Source organism: Streptomyces sp. NPDC057543, from assembly GCF_042801895.1.
Lineage (GTDB): Bacteria > Actinomycetota > Actinomycetes > Streptomycetales > Streptomycetaceae > Streptomyces.
Genome location: NZ_JBHVFF010000241.1, coordinates 1 through 13,749, shown reverse-complemented (window position 1 = coordinate 13,749; position 13,749 = coordinate 1). Strand labels below are relative to the sequence as shown.

Sequence of the window (13,749 nt, the reverse complement as noted above, 5' to 3'; positions counted from 1 at the left end):
CGGGCACGAGATCAGCAGACACCCGGAAGATCCTGCCGACACAACACCCAACTGCCAAGCCAACACACCGATCTCATTCTGAAACGATCAGTAAGTGCAAAGATTCGGGGAACCCACGACAGCAAAACACTCCCGGCGGACCGTTCCAACCCGAAAGGACCTGGGAATGTCTGACAACGACCTGAGCATGCGGAAGGTGCTGGCAATCGTCACGAACTACGGCGTCGAACAGGACGAACTCCTGGTGCCCCTCGAACACCTGCGGGGCTGGGGCGCCGATGTGGACGTCGCTGCCGTGTCGGCGGACGACGTTCAGACCCTGGTCGGCGACAAGGCTCCCGGCAAGACCATCCGCCCCGAACTTGCTCTGAGCGACGTCGACCCGGCCGATTACGACCTACTGCTCGTGCCGGGTGGCACGTTGAACGCCGACGCACTGCGCCAGCAGGGTTCAACGACGGAGATCGTCCGTTCCTTCACGTCCACCGGTCGCCCCGTAGCGGCCATCTGCCACGGCCCCTGGGCCTTGGTCGAGGCGGGTGTCATCGAAGGCAAGAGGCTCACTTCCTACCCCTCGTTGAGGACAGACATCGGCAATGCCGGTGGCGAATGGGCCGACGAGCCGGTCATCAAGGACGACTCCCGCGGATGGACCCTCATAACCTCGCGCAACCCAGGTGACCTGGAGCCGTTCCTCCAAGAGATCGATGCAGCGCTCGCCGTAGACGCTCACTGAACTCCAGCCCCGCGCGCTTGCCTCGCTCGTTCCGGCTATGTGCTGGCCGAGCGCGCCCTCACGACAGGAAAGGGGCAAGCGCCGAGGCGGATCTCGTTGTGGTTGCTGAAGGTGGCGATGGAATTGCAGATGGCCTGTACTGGTACGAGGAGGAGACCTGGTCTCACAATTCGGTCGGATGGTGACCAGGATCAGTGGCCGGCGATGCCAGGAGGTTCTCGATCGCCTCGAGGCGTGTCTCCAGCCTTTGGACGTCCGCGCGGGTGGCGTTCTGTTCGGACGGCTTGAGCACGATCACCAATTGGCCGTCCGGCTCAAGGCGCCCCACGGCGACCATGCTGATGTCGTCGCCGTTCTGCAGACGCACCGCGTGCTCGACTTCTGTGGGGCGCAGCGCCAGGTGCCTGAGCGCACCCGTGAGCAGTCGGCCGTCCTCGATGATTGTTGTCGGCTTTCCCTCCACCAGGCGTACAGCGCGCTCGTTGACGGCCAGCCAGCGGTTCAGTGCCGCGTTAACCACGACCAGGGTGGTGGCGCCGATCGCGCCACCGAGCAGGCTGTTGTCGTTGCCGATGACTGCGTTCTGGACGACGTTGGACAGCAGGAAGATCACAACGAAGTCGAAGGTGTTCAGGTTTGCCAGGCCGCGCTTGCCACTCAACCGGAACAGAATCACGATGAGTGCGTAGACACCAACAGTACGCAGCACCTTCTCCGCGATAGGGGCCTGAACAGACAGCAGATCGTGCCACATGGTGCTCCTCACCCTGGCTCTGAGCACCGAGAACCGAGACCAATCACCGACCCCGCCGTTCGCATCACGATGACCTCTCCCGCTTGGGCAGCAGTACCCTCGACAGTTGAATACGCGAGCCCGCCAGTACCGAGGCCGTACCAGGCCGCCGCGCGGTGCTTCCCCGTCCCCCGGCCTCGGCGGTTGGGGACGGCGCGAGGGAGGCTGGAGAGGGGGCAGGAGGCCGTCATGCGCGTCCAGGACATCCGGATCGGCGAGACCTACCAGGTCAAGGTCCCCCAGCGACTGCCGTCGGCCCTCCGCCATCGTATCCCCCGCACCCGTGACGACTTCGCCGCCGACATGCGGCTGAATCTGCGCCGCGGCGACCGCTTCGACCTCACCGTCACCGGTATCGACCCCGAGGGCGCCACCGTCGACGGCTACGAGGCCACCACCACCAACCGGGTCACCCTGCGCCTCACCGCCGACCAGATCGAACTTCTGGACCTCCCCGCCGGCCCCGAGTACGAGATCGACGGCTTCGTCACCGACACCGACGGCAACGAGGTCACCCTCCCCGCCGCCACCACCTACACCGTCCTGCCCGCCGTCTGGCTGCATCCCCTCGAAGAACCCGTCCCCCTCGCCCCCAGCACCGCCCGGTTCTACCGCGCCCGGGTACAGGCACAGGCCACCGGGATGACGGTCCAGGACGTCGCTCGCGCCGCTGAGGACGCACAGGAATACCAGCGCGACATCGCCGGGCAGGCACTGGACAGCTACCGAGCCGAGGAATGGCTCCGCACCGCCGAAGTGGAACACCAGGAATGGCTCCGGATCTCAGCACTCATGACAGACAAGGCAATGAAGACGTACGCCCCGCAGAGCGACCCGCAAGGAATGACACCCCACCCCTGAGAAGCACGCTCCCGTCCCCCTGACCGTCGCGGCTGAGATCGCCTCGCGCACCAGTGCGGCAGGTCAGATGCGCGGCCGCGTCCAGTGAGACAGGAATCGTAGGTGCGCGCCGGCCGCCCCCGCGCGCTTTGAAATCTGTGAGTCTCACAGCCCATTTCCCCAGGTAGGCACGCTGCTCTGTGAGGTGCGATAGCTGTGAGAGCAGCCGTCGGCCAGGGCCTGCGGCTGCTGCATGGTGCTGCTACTGATCGTCGTGGTGGTGGCCGGGATGGTGGTTCGTGGTGCAGCGCAGCATTTGCACGACCCGGGCGGGACAAGGGTGCCGCTGCTCCGCAAGATGACCGCGCCGCAGCCCCCTGCCTGATCGGCCTCCGCGACACGGCCGCATTGCTGGCCGGATTCGCCCTCGCCGCCTGCCGCAGGACCGCGTGGGTGGTGTGGTCAGCCGAGGAAGGACAGCCGGACTTGGCGTTCGGGGCTCTCCCGGTTGGAGTTCACCAGTACAACGGACTGCGAGGCCCCCAGCTCCAGCTCACCATTGACTACGGGCAGCGTGGCGTGTGGTGGTACCAGTGCCGGGAGCACGTGCTCACTGCCGTGGCCTGGACGACCGTGGCGGGCTCGCCAACGGTCGTCCGCGGGAAGAATTTCGCGGAGGGCTGCCAACAGGTCATCGTCACTGCCCGCGCCGGTCTCGATGATCGCCAGGCCGGATGTCGCGTCGGGGGTGAAAACGTTCAGCAGTCCGTTTCGCCCATGAGCGACCTCCCGGAGGAACGCGGAGCATGCGTTCGTCAGGTCGTGCATGGTCTCAGTGCCGCCGGTTGCAATGTTGATGGTGCGGGTGGTGAAGGTGCCGGTCATGCTTCACCGGTACCCATCGCGCAGCAAAAGCACTAAGGGCCGGATGGGTTATTCCTCCGGGACTCCGGCGGCAGGGGCACGTGCTTCCCGTACCTGGACAGGCCCGTCGCACTGTGCCATCCGAATACCGCAAGCCAGCCCTGAACTGCGGCTTCCTCGCTCTCCCGGCCCCAACCGCGAGCGCCACGCCGTCGAGTGCGGCATCAACCGCCTCAAAAGGCACCGGGCCGTGGCCACGCGGTACGACAAGCTCGCGGTCCGGCGACCGTCCTCGTCGCAGCCATCAACGAGTGGCTTTGACCAGCGCAGGTGAGGCACGCCAGCACTCCGCAACCATGGAACTGCGGTCACTTCGCAGCTATGTCCAGGAGGATCTGCGCCAGTTCGCGTGGCTGAGAGAACATCGGCCAGTGGCCGGTGTCCATCTCGTTCAGCCGCCACTGCTCGCTAGTCAACAACTTGGCCACGTCGTCGCTCGGCTCTGGGTCACCGAGCGTGCACTTGATGTAAGTCGCCGGAAGATCGCCGAGCGGCCGTTCCAGCGCGGCGGGTTCGGTCAGCGTGGCACCCGGGTGCGGCGTCGAGCCAGCCACGATCCGTGCGATCTGCTCATCGTTGAGACCGTGGGCCTTGTAGTGGGCCGCGGGTGCGACCGGCCAGAATCCTCCGTTCTCGGCGATCGATGCCCTCATCATCAACCCGCCGTCTGGCCAGGCGGAGACGAACGGTTCACCATCGGCCGGAACGCTGGCGTCGACGAAGACCACGCGGGCCAGCCGGTCGCCGATCCGCTCGGCGGCCTGACCGACTGGGATGCCCGAGTAGCTGTGACCTACCAGGACGACATCGCGCAGATCCTGGCCCTCGACCGCGCCGACGATGTCCTGGACGTGGGTCTGCTGCCGGGCTGGCATACCTTGCTTCTCGGCGAGACCGGACAGCGTCAGCGGGTGGACTCCGTGGCCGGTCGCAGTCAGATACGGCACCACCTCGTCCCATGCTCACGATCCGAGCCGTGCACCTGCAACCAGCACAAAGTTCGCCATGGCCGCACCGTAGCGGGGCCCTAGTCCCAGGTGCCTTGCCAGTCCAGGCAGACCACGGTGGCATCGTCATGCAGGACACCTTGCTGAGCACGCAGGACGGCCTGGGTAAGGGCGTGAACGGTCTCGCGAGGGTGCAGGTCGCGAGTGCCCTCGATCAGGGACGGAAGGTCCTCGGCGGCGGCGTTGCGCTCGAGCATGCCATCGGTGACCAGGATGAGGCGGTCACCTGGTCGCAATTGGAGCGACTGGACTCGGTACGGGTGCGGCAAAGGGGCGCCGAAGGGCGGATCGATCTCGGGAATGATGCGCTCGAGACGCCCCCTGCGCAGAAGCCAGGGCCACGGGTGACCGGCATTGACGAAGCCGGCACTTCCCGTCTGCAGATCGATGCGAAAGAGCTGGCCGGTGACCAAGGGGCCCTGGTGGCCGTGGTCGAGCAGGGCCTGATGAGCCTGATGGGCCTGGTCGGCCAGGTCGGCTCCTTCGCGCCGCGCGCTGCGCAGAGCGCCAACAAGCAGAGTGGCGATGAGAGCGGCACGGACGTCGTGGCCCATGGCGTCCGTGATGGACACGTGCAGGGTGTGGCGGTCGAGGGAGTGATCGAAGGTATCGCCGGCGATCTCTGCGCTCGGGATCAGCTCGCCGGAGACCGTGAACTGCGGCGCTTCACAGGTGAGGCTGTCGGGAAGGAGAGTGTTCTGGATCTCAGCGGCCAGGTTCATGGGGAGGGTGCGGCGGCCCCACTGGTACAGGTCGGTGAAACGGCGGTTGGCGATGAGGATGTAAGCCAGCGCATGGGCCGATTCGACGATCGCCTGCACAGTTGCAGGTTCCGGGGCTTGCGGGAGGAAGACTTCAAGAAGCCCGATGGCATCCCCCCGATTGGTCACCGGGGCCACGATCTGGACCTGCCCGCCGGGGTGCCCGCCTCGGCGGACGGACACCCGCTGGTCGCGCAGTACCTGCCCGTAGACGGTGCCGGGCAACCCGATGCGCTCCCGCTCCTCACCGGCGTCAGCGTTGCTCAGGCGCACAACGGCGTTGCCGGTGAAGTCAGTGATCAAAAAGGAAACGGATCGGGCCTCCAGACGCCTCGCCAGCTCGAAGGCGACCACCTCGGCCGACTCGACAGGCATCCGGCCCTCTGCCGCAGCGAGCAGTCCAGCCAGCCCTGCAGACCCTTCAGCCATCTCCGGTTCCTCTCGCCGGATCCGCCCAAAGATCCACTCTCACGACAGCACCGACGAGCTGCGCCCGTGACCGATGCAATACAGGGTTACCTGGGCCAGAGAGCGCAAGGCCCCATTACTCCACCAGCGGCATGTCACACACCGTCGTCCCGCGTGCAGCCATGCGACCCCACGGCGGACCTGGCCTCCCCTGTAGCTTCGTTCCCGCTCTTGTGAACATTTCGATTAGCCTTCAGCGCTACCTGCCTCCCGAACCAGTGAACAAATGCTGTCGGTCTCATGGGCAGAGCCAGCCGGCACCCGCCCTGGGCGAGCGACGCATTGTTGGAGACCGGGTGTGCGAGGAGCCGGTCAGGGCGTATCGCCGGAGTAGTAGAAGCGGCAGCTCACACCAGGCCCCCGTGCTGATGACGCTCTTTGAAAATCCCCACCCCTTGCTCTGGGAGACACACGACGGGGACCTGACCGCCAGCCTCACCCGGCGCAAGGGCGCCACGGTTGCGCCCTTGACGTTGCCGGCCGAACTGGAGCCGCTGCGTGAGCTGCACGCCAAGGTGGTGGCGCAGATGAAAGCCCGCGGGATTCCCCGCCAGCCGTGGACGAAGCACAGCAAGCGATCACCATGAGGCCGACGTTCCCGTCGGTGTACGGGAGTAGCGTGCACGATCAACGCGGACTGCTCGGGAGGGGCTGAGACGGCCGGACGGTTTCCGGACCTGGACGGCCTGGGGGCCGCTGAGTGCGGCCTCCTGCGCTGCCCGTCACGCGGCCAGGTCGACGCACCTGCCGGCGGAGCGGGAGTCACATTCGATCGAGGCCAAGCATCCTGTTCACGGCCTGTTTGATGGTGAGGCCGCCTTGCTCCCGCCGCGGCGGAACCACGAGCGACGCTGTCCCAGCCTGGTGGTGGTCTCACCTCGAAGCCGATACCACCACCAGGCAGCAAGGCTTACCACCTGCACATTTGACCGACTGTCACCAAACCATCCACTCCTGCAATCATGAGGGCGCATCAGCCCCTGACCTGCCGGAGTACCGCTGTGACAGCACGCCGCCACGCCCCCATCGCCGCAATCCTCGTCGCGGCCTCTCTCACCGCCTGCAACCCCAGTGCCGCAAAGACCGAGTCCGATTCGAAGCCGTCGACCCCCGCGACCTCGGCTGGCGCTCCCAGCGCCCCGACCCATAGCCCCTCTGCGGCCCCAGGTGCGCCTGCGGACGGCAATGGCCTGTCCCTCGCGGAGGCGATCGCGAAATTGCCGGCCGCGGACGAGAACCGGACCGGGTACAAGCGCGACAGTTTCAGGCACTGGATCGACGAGGACAGTGACGGCTGCTCGACTCGGAACGAGGTGCTGTTGGCGGAGGCGACGAAGAAGCCCGAGCAGGGCCCCCGGTGCACCCTGGCCGGTGGCGAGTGGCTGTCTTACTACGACGAAGTCACGGTCACCGACGCCCGGAAGCTGGACATCGACCACATGGTCCCGCTCGCCGAGGCCTGGGACTCCGGGGCCTCGGCGTGGGATGCGGACCGGCGCATGCGGTACGCGAACGACCTTGGCGCCGAGCGCAGCCTCGTGGCAGTCACGGCCAAGACCAACCGAAGCAAAGCGGACAAGGACCCGTCGGAGTGGATGCCGCCGGCCGTGTCCGCGAAGTGCACCTACCTGGCCGACTGGACCGCCACGAAGCTCCGCTGGAAGCTCACCGCGGACGACAAGGAACGGGCCGCCCTGGAGAAGCTCGCTAAGGGCTGCACGAACACCGTGAAGTACGAGGTCGCCCCGTAGCCCGAACCAATTGTCAGTGGTCGGTGCGATCCTGCCCGCATGGACGACCTGATGCGACGCCGGGTGTACGGCGCCGACCACGACGACCCGGACCCTGGCCCACAGCCCGGCCACGAATACGTCGAACTGGTCGGCGGCCCCCTGGACGGGCTGCTCCTCGACGTCACCGGCTGGACAGTCGAGGAACGCGCGACTGGGGCCACGCTGACCACGGAGATCAGTGCCTACGGTCCGGGCGGGCGCGCCGAGTACAAGCCCAGGCCGGGCGAGCCGGACAGGTGGGATTGGCACGGGGATGTGCCGTAGCATCCGGGCTCACCGCATCTGGACCACGGTCAGCGTCCCGTGCCGGCCCGACCCGGCCAGCACCTCCACCACCAGGTCTGTCTGCACCCGCGTGTACGTCTCCCCCTTCACCCACCACCTCCGCACCACCGATCTCGGTACCGATACGCCCAGCAAGAATCGGCTCCAGCCGTGCCGACAACCGCACCGGGCCACCCTCATCCCCGACCATCAAAGCCAGGTGGTGCGGCCGGAGTCGCGGCCCCGTGAATCCGACCACCAGGGCATCGACCGTGTCCGCGTGCCGCACGAGGGCCGGTTGGGGTGAAACCAGCGCCGGTCACGTGTGTGCCTACGAGTGGGGGAGTTACCGCAGGCGTGACCGGCGCTCTCCCGGTGGTTCAGGCGCTCGCCGCCGTGGTGTGTACGGCGTCGGCGGCGGCGAGCGCGTCGGGCGGTGTCCTCCGTGCCCACGGCCAGCCGGACCAGGCCCAGCGGAACCGACTCGGCTATCTGCACCTCGCTGAGCATCCCGCGCCACATGGACGCCGGGTGCACGGCCAGGGACTCGACGCCGCCGAGGCTGGCCGACCTCAGGGAGTAGCGCAGCTTGCCGAGGAAGGCGTCGGCCGTCTCGAAACCGCCGGTGAACTCGATGCCGAGAACTCCGCCGAAGCCGCTCATCTGACTGGCCGCCAGCTTGTGCTGCGGGTGCGACGCGAGGCCCGGATAGTGCACCTTCGCCACGGCCAGGTGCTCGCTGAGCGCCTCCGCGAGCGCCTACAGCCGCGAACGGCGCGACGAAGACCGGCGGCAAGGTCACGTTCTGCAAGACGGAGGACCTGGCCATCGACGCCAGGGACGCCGCGCCCGACAAGGACTCCGGCAGGATCGACATCACCATGATCAACCGGGGTTCGACCACCTGCTCGGCGACGGGCTTCGCGGGCGTCGACATCAAGGACGCCGACCACACCTCGAACCCATCGAGCGCGGCCACGCCCAGCCGCGTATCACCACCCTGAAGCCCGGCGACGCCGCTGTCTTCAACCTCGCCTACGACATCGACGGCGACAGCCTCGCGTCCCCGACCAACATCCTGGTGACGCCCCCGAACGAGACCCACACCGTGAACCTGAAGTGGCCCGCGGGGCGCGTGCAAACATGCTGATGCTCGGTGGGCTCGTCGGAGGCGGCCCCACCGCTTCAGGAATGTGGAAGCTGTACGGGGCCTGGAGGGTCGAAGCTCCTCAAAGACGCAGGGCCGCAAGTTCGTTCGCGCGACGAAGGTCTTTGGGGCGGCCGAGGGAGCGCCTCATGAGAATCAGGTCGTCCAGGTCGGCGTACCAGATGTCGAAACCTGCTGGATCATGGGTGCTCACGGCTCGGGCAAGGCAGGGCGTGACGTCCATGTCACCCCAGGGAAGTGCAGGTGTGCAGAGGTCGCCGCTGACACCGGTCACCCGGTATGCCACCTGCGGCCGGTCCAGAGCGGGCAGGGACGGGCAGCCCGTGGCGACCAGGGCGTCATGCAGGGCGCGCGCCTGCTCGGGCGAACCATCCCATAGCAGATCGAGGTCACCCGTCAGCTCCGTCGAGCCGTGCATGATGCCAGCGACCTGACCTATGACCACAGCACGCGAGCCGGCATCGTGCAAAGCTCGAAGGAGGGGAAACGGATCGAAGTCGAGCGCACCGTCCGTGGCGAACGTTCCGGCGACGTCATCGGCTTCTTCAGGGCCGCACCCCGTGGCGTTACGTTCGCTGGTGGCCTCCTGAATACGACGGACGGCCTGATGAAGTCGCTGCACAGCAGTCTCATTCACCCGGGTCATTCAACCGCACTCGCTCATTGGGCCTGAGTGAGTCTTTGGAGAGGTCGCTTGGCGGCTGACGAAGCCGTTTTGGCAGGCGTGATCTTTGCAGTCCCCGGCTGGAATGCGTCCCCGATTGTCCGGATCAGCTCCATGGTGGGGGAGTTGAGCGGATCGGGCCTGGCATACGCTGCCGCTCATGACCAGCGAAATCCCCGTACGCGGGGGCAGGAAGGGGCAGCAGCACCGGGCGACCCCGGACGACCTGCGCTCCTACACCGTGTCGCCGGCGTCTCCGGTGACGGTCACCCGGGCCGACGGATCGACGGAGACCCGGGCGGCGAAGGCGGCTCGGAAGGCGACGCCAGCGCCGCGGCGGCGGGGCCCGGCGGTGTGCGGCGACCCGATCGAGGGCAAGGTGTGGGTCAGCCGGGAGCAGGGGAGCCGGGGCAAGCCGGTACACCCTGTCTGTGAGAAGAAGGCGCAGGCGTTCACGGCGGAGCGCCGGGCGGCCAAGCAGAAGGAACGGGCGGCCAAGCCGAAACGGCTGTCGCTGACGGAGGAGAACCGGCGGCTGTTCGCAGAGCAGGACCGCATCCGCGCCCTGCGGCGCAACCAGCAGGGTCAGCCGAAGAAGAAGTAGCCCAGACACTGCGGGGCCCCTGGCGCCACTGCAACGGATAAGTGCTGGAGACGGAGCCCTGCAGGGAATCAACGTCGGCACATAGGGGGCGTTGCTGGTCTACTCGCCGGTTACCTCGGCTTGAACGAGGAGCCGTTCCCAGGTGCGGGTGGATCCGCCGTGCTGGGCGGCAAGGGTCGCCGCCAGACGGGTGCGCGGGATGTCCTCGGTGGTGCTGAGTGCTGCGGCGGCGATGTGCAGGCGGGGATCGCCTTCGTAGGCGTGGGCCTTACGAAGCTCCTTCCCTCTGCCCGGGGGGCGCCCGCCCCCCTTTCCCTGCCGGGGAGGGGCACCGCGGCGCTCCTCGATGTCGCGGCGGGCCCAGACCCGGAGGCTGTGGACGGTCGTGCCTGCCGGGAGGTAGCCCTGGGTCGCGTAGGCGCGAACGGTACTCGCCGCGACACCGAGCAGAGCGGCGGCTTCCTCGTCGTTGAGGAGGTCGTCGGGATGTTCTCCGGGGGCAGGGCGGGGACGGGGCGGCCTTCGATGTGGGCCTGGGTCTGGGCGAGGTCGTAGACCAGGACTCGGCTATTTGGAAAGAGCGCTGGCACTCGTTGGCGGAAGGCGGGAGCGTCGCGCCGCCGCCAGGTGGCGATGAGCACGCCAGTCTGCTGGGCGATATCGGAATCGTTGATCACGGGGCGACTGCAGGGAATCACAGGGAAGGGATCCTTCAGGGTCTTCGTCGGGGGCGGGCTACGCTGGTGGGGCTTCTTCGGCCTGCGGTGACGTCGGCGTGGATGTTGGTTAAGGGCCGGTGGTGTGCCGGGCCGCTTCTCGCAAGTGGCTCTCCGCCGGCCCTTTTGCCGTCTGCCTCTTCCAGCGGCGGACCTCGCGAGGCCCGCGGAGCCTGACGACCTCGACGCCCAGTTCAGCCGTCTCGGTGATCTGCCGGGCGTAGCGGGGGCGGTTTGCCCGGTATTTGCGGATGGCGGTGCGCAGCAGCGATTGGCGGGCAAAAAACGCCGCGGCCCATGTCAGACGCCTGGCCTGCGCGCTGTCTTCCCTGCCTGCCAGTTGGCGCAGGCTGCGGCGGATGATCCGGTACAGGATCAGGGGCAGCGGGAAGTCCAGCCAGACCAGAGTGTCGGCCCGGTGCCAGACGACGTCCGCAAGCTTGGAGAAGTTGCCCTCGACGATCCACCCATCGGTGCAGGTGATCTCTGCGGCCTGCCGGCGGAATTCCTCCAGCGGCAGCGGACCCTCGGGGGTGAACAGGATGTCGTCGAGGTCGGTGTGGGGTTCGTTGAGTTCCGTGGAGAGCCAGCGGGCGAGCGTCGATTTTCCTGTGGCGGGGGGCCCGAACAGTGCGACCCGTCGCATGTGCGCCTCATCTCTACAGGGGGATAGACACAAGAAACCTTGCAGCAGTTCAGACCATCGGTGTCGAGGTTCAGGCGAGCCTGCGATCGGGAGCCGCCTGCGGCCCGGCAGCACGCCGGGCAGTCCGTACAGCCCCACTCATTCACCTGCCCATCGGCGGGCGTGGACTCATGTGCCGAGCACCCTGTCCGGCGGGCACACCTCGCAGGCCCGGGCCGCGTCGGCGAGCTCGGCAATGGCCCGCTCTCGGCTGATCTCCTGCAGCCGTTTCCCAGCAGCCCAGCAGTCGCCGCGGTGGACCTCAGCGGCTGGCGAGCCGATACCTCCGGTTCGGAGGGTGCCGACCGAGTCGGCGACTGGACAACCCGAGGGTACGGCGCTCTGCAGCCCACGGCGCCCGGCGTCAGCAGGCTTTCGCCGCTCACCCTGCGATGCCGTTCGAGGCGCCAGCAACTTTGCAATAGTACTTCTAGAGTTCGATTGCGACCCGGCTCCGAAGGTGGCCTTCGGTCGACTCGATAAGCCTATTGTCTGGAAACTTGCAATTCGCTTGATGAGTAGAGATTCTGTCTATACGTTTGCTCACGTTGCAGCAGCCAAGACTGTTGCGTCGGTCGTACGTCTGCCTGGCCGTAGCACAGCGCATCGCTCGGGGGAGCCAGTTGACACCTCCAGCCCTGCCCTGCTGCGGCCCGGGCCGTCAGAAGGGGGAATCAATTGAGCATCACCCGTCAACGGATCGCGGCGGTCATCGGAGCAGCAGGCATCACAGCTGCCCTCATGACCGGCACCGCACCCGCCCATGCACAGCCCACCGCCCAAGCACTGAATGCCGATTGCCACAAGGCCGTTCAGTCCGCTGCCGCGCGCGGCGAACACACCGTCACCTGCACCCAGGCGACCGGGACAACGGCCGCCACGTCCACCGCGATGTCAGCGGCGGCCGGCCTGACATGCAGGGCCGGCTACCTCACCTATGACCGGCACAAAGCGTGCTCGGTCAGCAGCCTGCGGTTCGACATCATCGAGGTGCCCAGCGGGAAGCTTCTGGGCACGATGAACATCCGGGTCACTCAGCGCACGTCGCTCGCGGCCAGGGACTCACGGACCTGGAAGCACACCATCGGTCTCTACCCGACCAGCGCCAGCGGGGCGGCGCGAGGCGTGATCGCAAGCCTGAAGCTGAACTGCGGCAAGTCCGCGAAGACCAAGTGCACGGTGACCTCCGCCCCCGGTGCCAAGGGACTATCGGTCAAGAAGGAAACCAGCTTCCCGTTCGCCCTGAAATCACCCGGATCGAAGACGCTCAAGCACAAGGAAACACCCGTCGTCACCCTGAAGGCGGCCGTCGGGTCACCTGCCACCGGCAGCCTCGCACAGGCCGCCACCGTGCGCTGCGACTCCGTCAAGGGGATCACGACCAAGGCAGGCGGGTGCGTTCACCCCGGGTACGTTCCTGTCTTCGCGATGTCCCGCACCGACAAGAACGTCAAGGAAGCGGCGCAGCATGTCTGGGACGCGCAGCGCAAGCTGAAGGGGCATCCGGGGCTGCCCGGCGTGGGCAAGCCTCTGCACCGCACCACTGACAAGACGCTGATTAGCAAGAACCGCGGCAAGGCCTGCCCGAGCAGCCTGCCCCGCCCGACGGGCAAGAGCTGCGACGAGTACCCCTTCGCGTCGACCAAGGAAGGCGGAGCGACGGGTGTCTTCAGCCGCAGGATGATCAACGAGAAGCACAACAGCACCGCCGGTGGATCCAAGTACCTGCTCAAGGCGTACAAGGACAATAGGATCCTGAACGGCGACGCCTTCTGGGTCGCCATCTCCTGACGCCGAGGAGGCACGTATGCCGGAAGAACGCGGGACCACCCGTGTATGGGTGTATGCCCGTCAGTTCTACATCGTCGACCCGGACCTCGGTACCGACCAGGCACCGGACATCGCGGACGCCGGCAACGGGCTGATCGCCGTCGAGGAGGACGGGGCCGGCATCCTGACCGGACTGACCCTCGGACCGGTCGAGGTCACCGTCACCACGCACTCGTCCGAGCCACCGCTCCACGACGGTGACTGGGACGAGGTGGTGGAGACGTCGTTCATCTCCACCACCGGCTCGGCGCTAGTCACCTCCTGGGAGGACGGCGAAGCCGAGGACCTGCCCGACCTTGCCCCCAACGGACCGGGAAGCTACCGCGTGCGTGTCCATGCCCGCGGCCGCGACGAGGGACGTGCCAAGGACAGTCTCGGCCCGGACGACGACCCGGTCGAGGTCTACCTGCTTCAGGTGTGGCCCGGCCCCGCGGCCGAAGAACGGATCATCCGCCAAACCGACCAGGTCGGCGACGAATGGCGCCAGCTCTAGAAG

At 67.1% G+C, this 13,749-nt stretch carries 18 protein-coding genes; 10 read left to right on the top strand and 8 right to left on the bottom strand.

The window, feature by feature from the left end:
* The first annotated feature begins 166 nt into the window (after positions 1-166).
* On the top strand, positions 167-736 hold the full coding sequence (locus ACFU8Q_RS30940) for a DJ-1/PfpI/YhbO family deglycase/protease (protein ID WP_384460123.1): 570 nt from the start codon (positions 167-169) through the stop codon (positions 734-736).
* A 163-nt stretch (positions 737-899) separates the two neighbouring features.
* Here the strand turns inward: ACFU8Q_RS30940 and ACFU8Q_RS30935 are convergent, their stop codons facing one another.
* Positions 900-1,490 (bottom strand): DUF421 domain-containing protein, encoded by a 591-nt coding sequence (locus ACFU8Q_RS30935; RefSeq protein WP_384460121.1) that lies wholly within the window; start codon positions 1,488-1,490, stop codon positions 900-902.
* Positions 1,491-1,718: 228 nt separating this feature from the next.
* On the opposite strand from ACFU8Q_RS30935, the gene ACFU8Q_RS30930 reads away from it, so the two are divergent.
* Together ACFU8Q_RS30930 and ACFU8Q_RS30925 are read left to right on the top strand one after the other, a co-directional pair.
* Complete coding sequence (locus ACFU8Q_RS30930; protein WP_384460117.1) at positions 1,719-2,390, top strand: hypothetical protein; 672 nt, start codon at positions 1,719-1,721, stop codon at positions 2,388-2,390.
* Between the two features lie 232 nt (positions 2,391-2,622).
* Positions 2,623-2,754, top strand: a complete 132-nt coding sequence (locus ACFU8Q_RS30925) for a hypothetical protein (RefSeq protein WP_384460114.1) — start codon at positions 2,623-2,625, stop codon at positions 2,752-2,754.
* A gap of 77 nt (positions 2,755-2,831) precedes the next feature.
* Here ACFU8Q_RS30925 and ACFU8Q_RS30920 read toward each other — a convergent pair whose 3' ends face one another.
* The 3 genes from ACFU8Q_RS30920 to ACFU8Q_RS30910 form a co-directional block, all read right to left on the bottom strand.
* Positions 2,832-3,254 (bottom strand): YjbQ family protein, encoded by a 423-nt coding sequence (locus ACFU8Q_RS30920; protein WP_384460111.1) that lies wholly within the window; start codon positions 3,252-3,254, stop codon positions 2,832-2,834.
* A gap of 347 nt (positions 3,255-3,601) precedes the next feature.
* Positions 3,602-4,243 (bottom strand): alpha/beta fold hydrolase, encoded by a 642-nt coding sequence (locus ACFU8Q_RS30915; protein WP_384460108.1) that lies wholly within the window; start codon positions 4,241-4,243, stop codon positions 3,602-3,604.
* A gap of 77 nt (positions 4,244-4,320) precedes the next feature.
* Positions 4,321-5,490 carry a PP2C family protein-serine/threonine phosphatase gene (locus tag ACFU8Q_RS30910; protein ID WP_384460104.1) on the bottom strand — a complete coding sequence of 390 codons (1,170 nt, stop codon included), beginning with the start codon at positions 5,488-5,490 and terminating at the stop codon, positions 4,321-4,323.
* A gap of 401 nt (positions 5,491-5,891) precedes the next feature.
* Between ACFU8Q_RS30910 and ACFU8Q_RS30905 the strand changes: the two genes are divergently transcribed.
* The 3 genes from ACFU8Q_RS30905 (at position 5,892) to ACFU8Q_RS30895 (ending at position 7,586) form a co-directional block, all read left to right on the top strand.
* Positions 5,892-6,116: a hypothetical protein gene (locus ACFU8Q_RS30905; protein WP_384460101.1), complete on the top strand. Its 225-nt coding sequence runs from the start codon at positions 5,892-5,894 to the stop codon at positions 6,114-6,116.
* Positions 6,117-6,530: 414 nt separating this feature from the next.
* Positions 6,531-7,280: an HNH endonuclease family protein gene (locus ACFU8Q_RS30900; RefSeq protein WP_384460099.1), complete on the top strand. Its 750-nt coding sequence runs from the start codon at positions 6,531-6,533 to the stop codon at positions 7,278-7,280.
* Between the two features lie 39 nt (positions 7,281-7,319).
* On the top strand, positions 7,320-7,586 hold the full coding sequence (locus tag ACFU8Q_RS30895; protein WP_384460096.1) for a hypothetical protein: 267 nt from the start codon (positions 7,320-7,322) through the stop codon (positions 7,584-7,586).
* Between the two features lie 210 nt (positions 7,587-7,796).
* Here the strand turns inward: ACFU8Q_RS30895 and ACFU8Q_RS30890 are convergent, their stop codons facing one another.
* The gene (locus ACFU8Q_RS30890) at positions 7,797-8,312 is read right to left on the bottom strand and encodes a PLP-dependent transferase (RefSeq protein WP_384460093.1); all 516 of its coding nucleotides are present in this window, start codon (positions 8,310-8,312) and stop codon (positions 7,797-7,799) included.
* Between the two features lie 95 nt (positions 8,313-8,407).
* Between ACFU8Q_RS30890 and ACFU8Q_RS30885 the strand changes: the two genes are divergently transcribed.
* The gene (locus ACFU8Q_RS30885) at positions 8,408-8,590 is read left to right on the top strand and encodes a DUF4232 domain-containing protein (protein ID WP_384460127.1); all 183 of its coding nucleotides are present in this window, start codon (positions 8,408-8,410) and stop codon (positions 8,588-8,590) included.
* Between the two features lie 225 nt (positions 8,591-8,815).
* Here ACFU8Q_RS30885 and ACFU8Q_RS30880 read toward each other — a convergent pair whose 3' ends face one another.
* Complete coding sequence (locus tag ACFU8Q_RS30880) at positions 8,816-9,391, bottom strand: hypothetical protein (RefSeq protein ID WP_384460090.1); 576 nt, start codon at positions 9,389-9,391, stop codon at positions 8,816-8,818.
* Positions 9,392-9,578: 187 nt separating this feature from the next.
* Here ACFU8Q_RS30880 and ACFU8Q_RS30875 point away from each other — a divergent pair, with 187 nt between their 5' ends.
* Positions 9,579-10,022 (top strand): hypothetical protein, encoded by a 444-nt coding sequence (locus tag ACFU8Q_RS30875; protein WP_384460087.1) that lies wholly within the window; start codon positions 9,579-9,581, stop codon positions 10,020-10,022.
* Between the two features lie 786 nt (positions 10,023-10,808).
* On the opposite strand, the gene ACFU8Q_RS30870 is transcribed toward ACFU8Q_RS30875, so the two are convergent.
* Entirely contained in the window at positions 10,809-11,384 is a 576-nt protein-coding gene (locus ACFU8Q_RS30870; RefSeq protein WP_384460084.1) for an adenylate kinase, read from the bottom strand.
* Positions 11,385-11,552: 168 nt separating this feature from the next.
* Entirely contained in the window at positions 11,553-11,837 is a 285-nt protein-coding gene (locus ACFU8Q_RS30865) for a DUF6233 domain-containing protein (protein WP_384460081.1), read from the bottom strand.
* Positions 11,838-12,101: 264 nt separating this feature from the next.
* Between ACFU8Q_RS30865 and ACFU8Q_RS30860 the strand changes: the two genes are divergently transcribed.
* Entirely contained in the window at positions 12,102-13,214 is a 1,113-nt protein-coding gene (locus tag ACFU8Q_RS30860) for a NucA/NucB deoxyribonuclease domain-containing protein (protein WP_384460078.1), read from the top strand.
* A 16-nt stretch (positions 13,215-13,230) separates the two neighbouring features.
* A complete protein-coding gene (locus ACFU8Q_RS30855; protein WP_384460075.1) occupies positions 13,231-13,746 on the top strand; it encodes a hypothetical protein in 516 nt (171 codons plus the stop codon).
* Positions 13,747-13,749: the final 3 nt, after the last annotated feature.

Bases quoted from the DNA above. Each gene is read 5' to 3' on its own strand.
- ACFU8Q_RS30940 (WP_384460123.1), top strand. From the start codon at position 167: ATGTCTGACAACGACCTGAGCATGCGGAAGGTGCTGGCAATCGTCACG.
- ACFU8Q_RS30935 (WP_384460121.1), bottom strand. From the start codon at position 1,490: ATGTGGCACGATCTGCTGTCTGTTCAGGCCCCTATCGCGGAGAAGGTG.
- ACFU8Q_RS30930 (WP_384460117.1), top strand. From the start codon at position 1,719: ATGCGCGTCCAGGACATCCGGATCGGCGAGACCTACCAGGTCAAGGTC.
- ACFU8Q_RS30925 (WP_384460114.1), top strand. From the start codon at position 2,623: ATGGTGCTGCTACTGATCGTCGTGGTGGTGGCCGGGATGGTGGTTCGT.
- ACFU8Q_RS30920 (WP_384460111.1), bottom strand. From the start codon at position 3,254: ATGACCGGCACCTTCACCACCCGCACCATCAACATTGCAACCGGCGGC.
- ACFU8Q_RS30910 (WP_384460104.1), bottom strand. From the start codon at position 5,490: ATGGCTGAAGGGTCTGCAGGGCTGGCTGGACTGCTCGCTGCGGCAGAG.
- ACFU8Q_RS30895 (WP_384460096.1), top strand. From the start codon at position 7,320: ATGGACGACCTGATGCGACGCCGGGTGTACGGCGCCGACCACGACGAC.
- ACFU8Q_RS30875 (WP_384460087.1), top strand. From the start codon at position 9,579: ATGACCAGCGAAATCCCCGTACGCGGGGGCAGGAAGGGGCAGCAGCAC.
- ACFU8Q_RS30870 (WP_384460084.1), bottom strand. From the start codon at position 11,384: ATGCGACGGGTCGCACTGTTCGGGCCCCCCGCCACAGGAAAATCGACG.
- ACFU8Q_RS30855 (WP_384460075.1), top strand. From the start codon at position 13,231: ATGCCGGAAGAACGCGGGACCACCCGTGTATGGGTGTATGCCCGTCAG.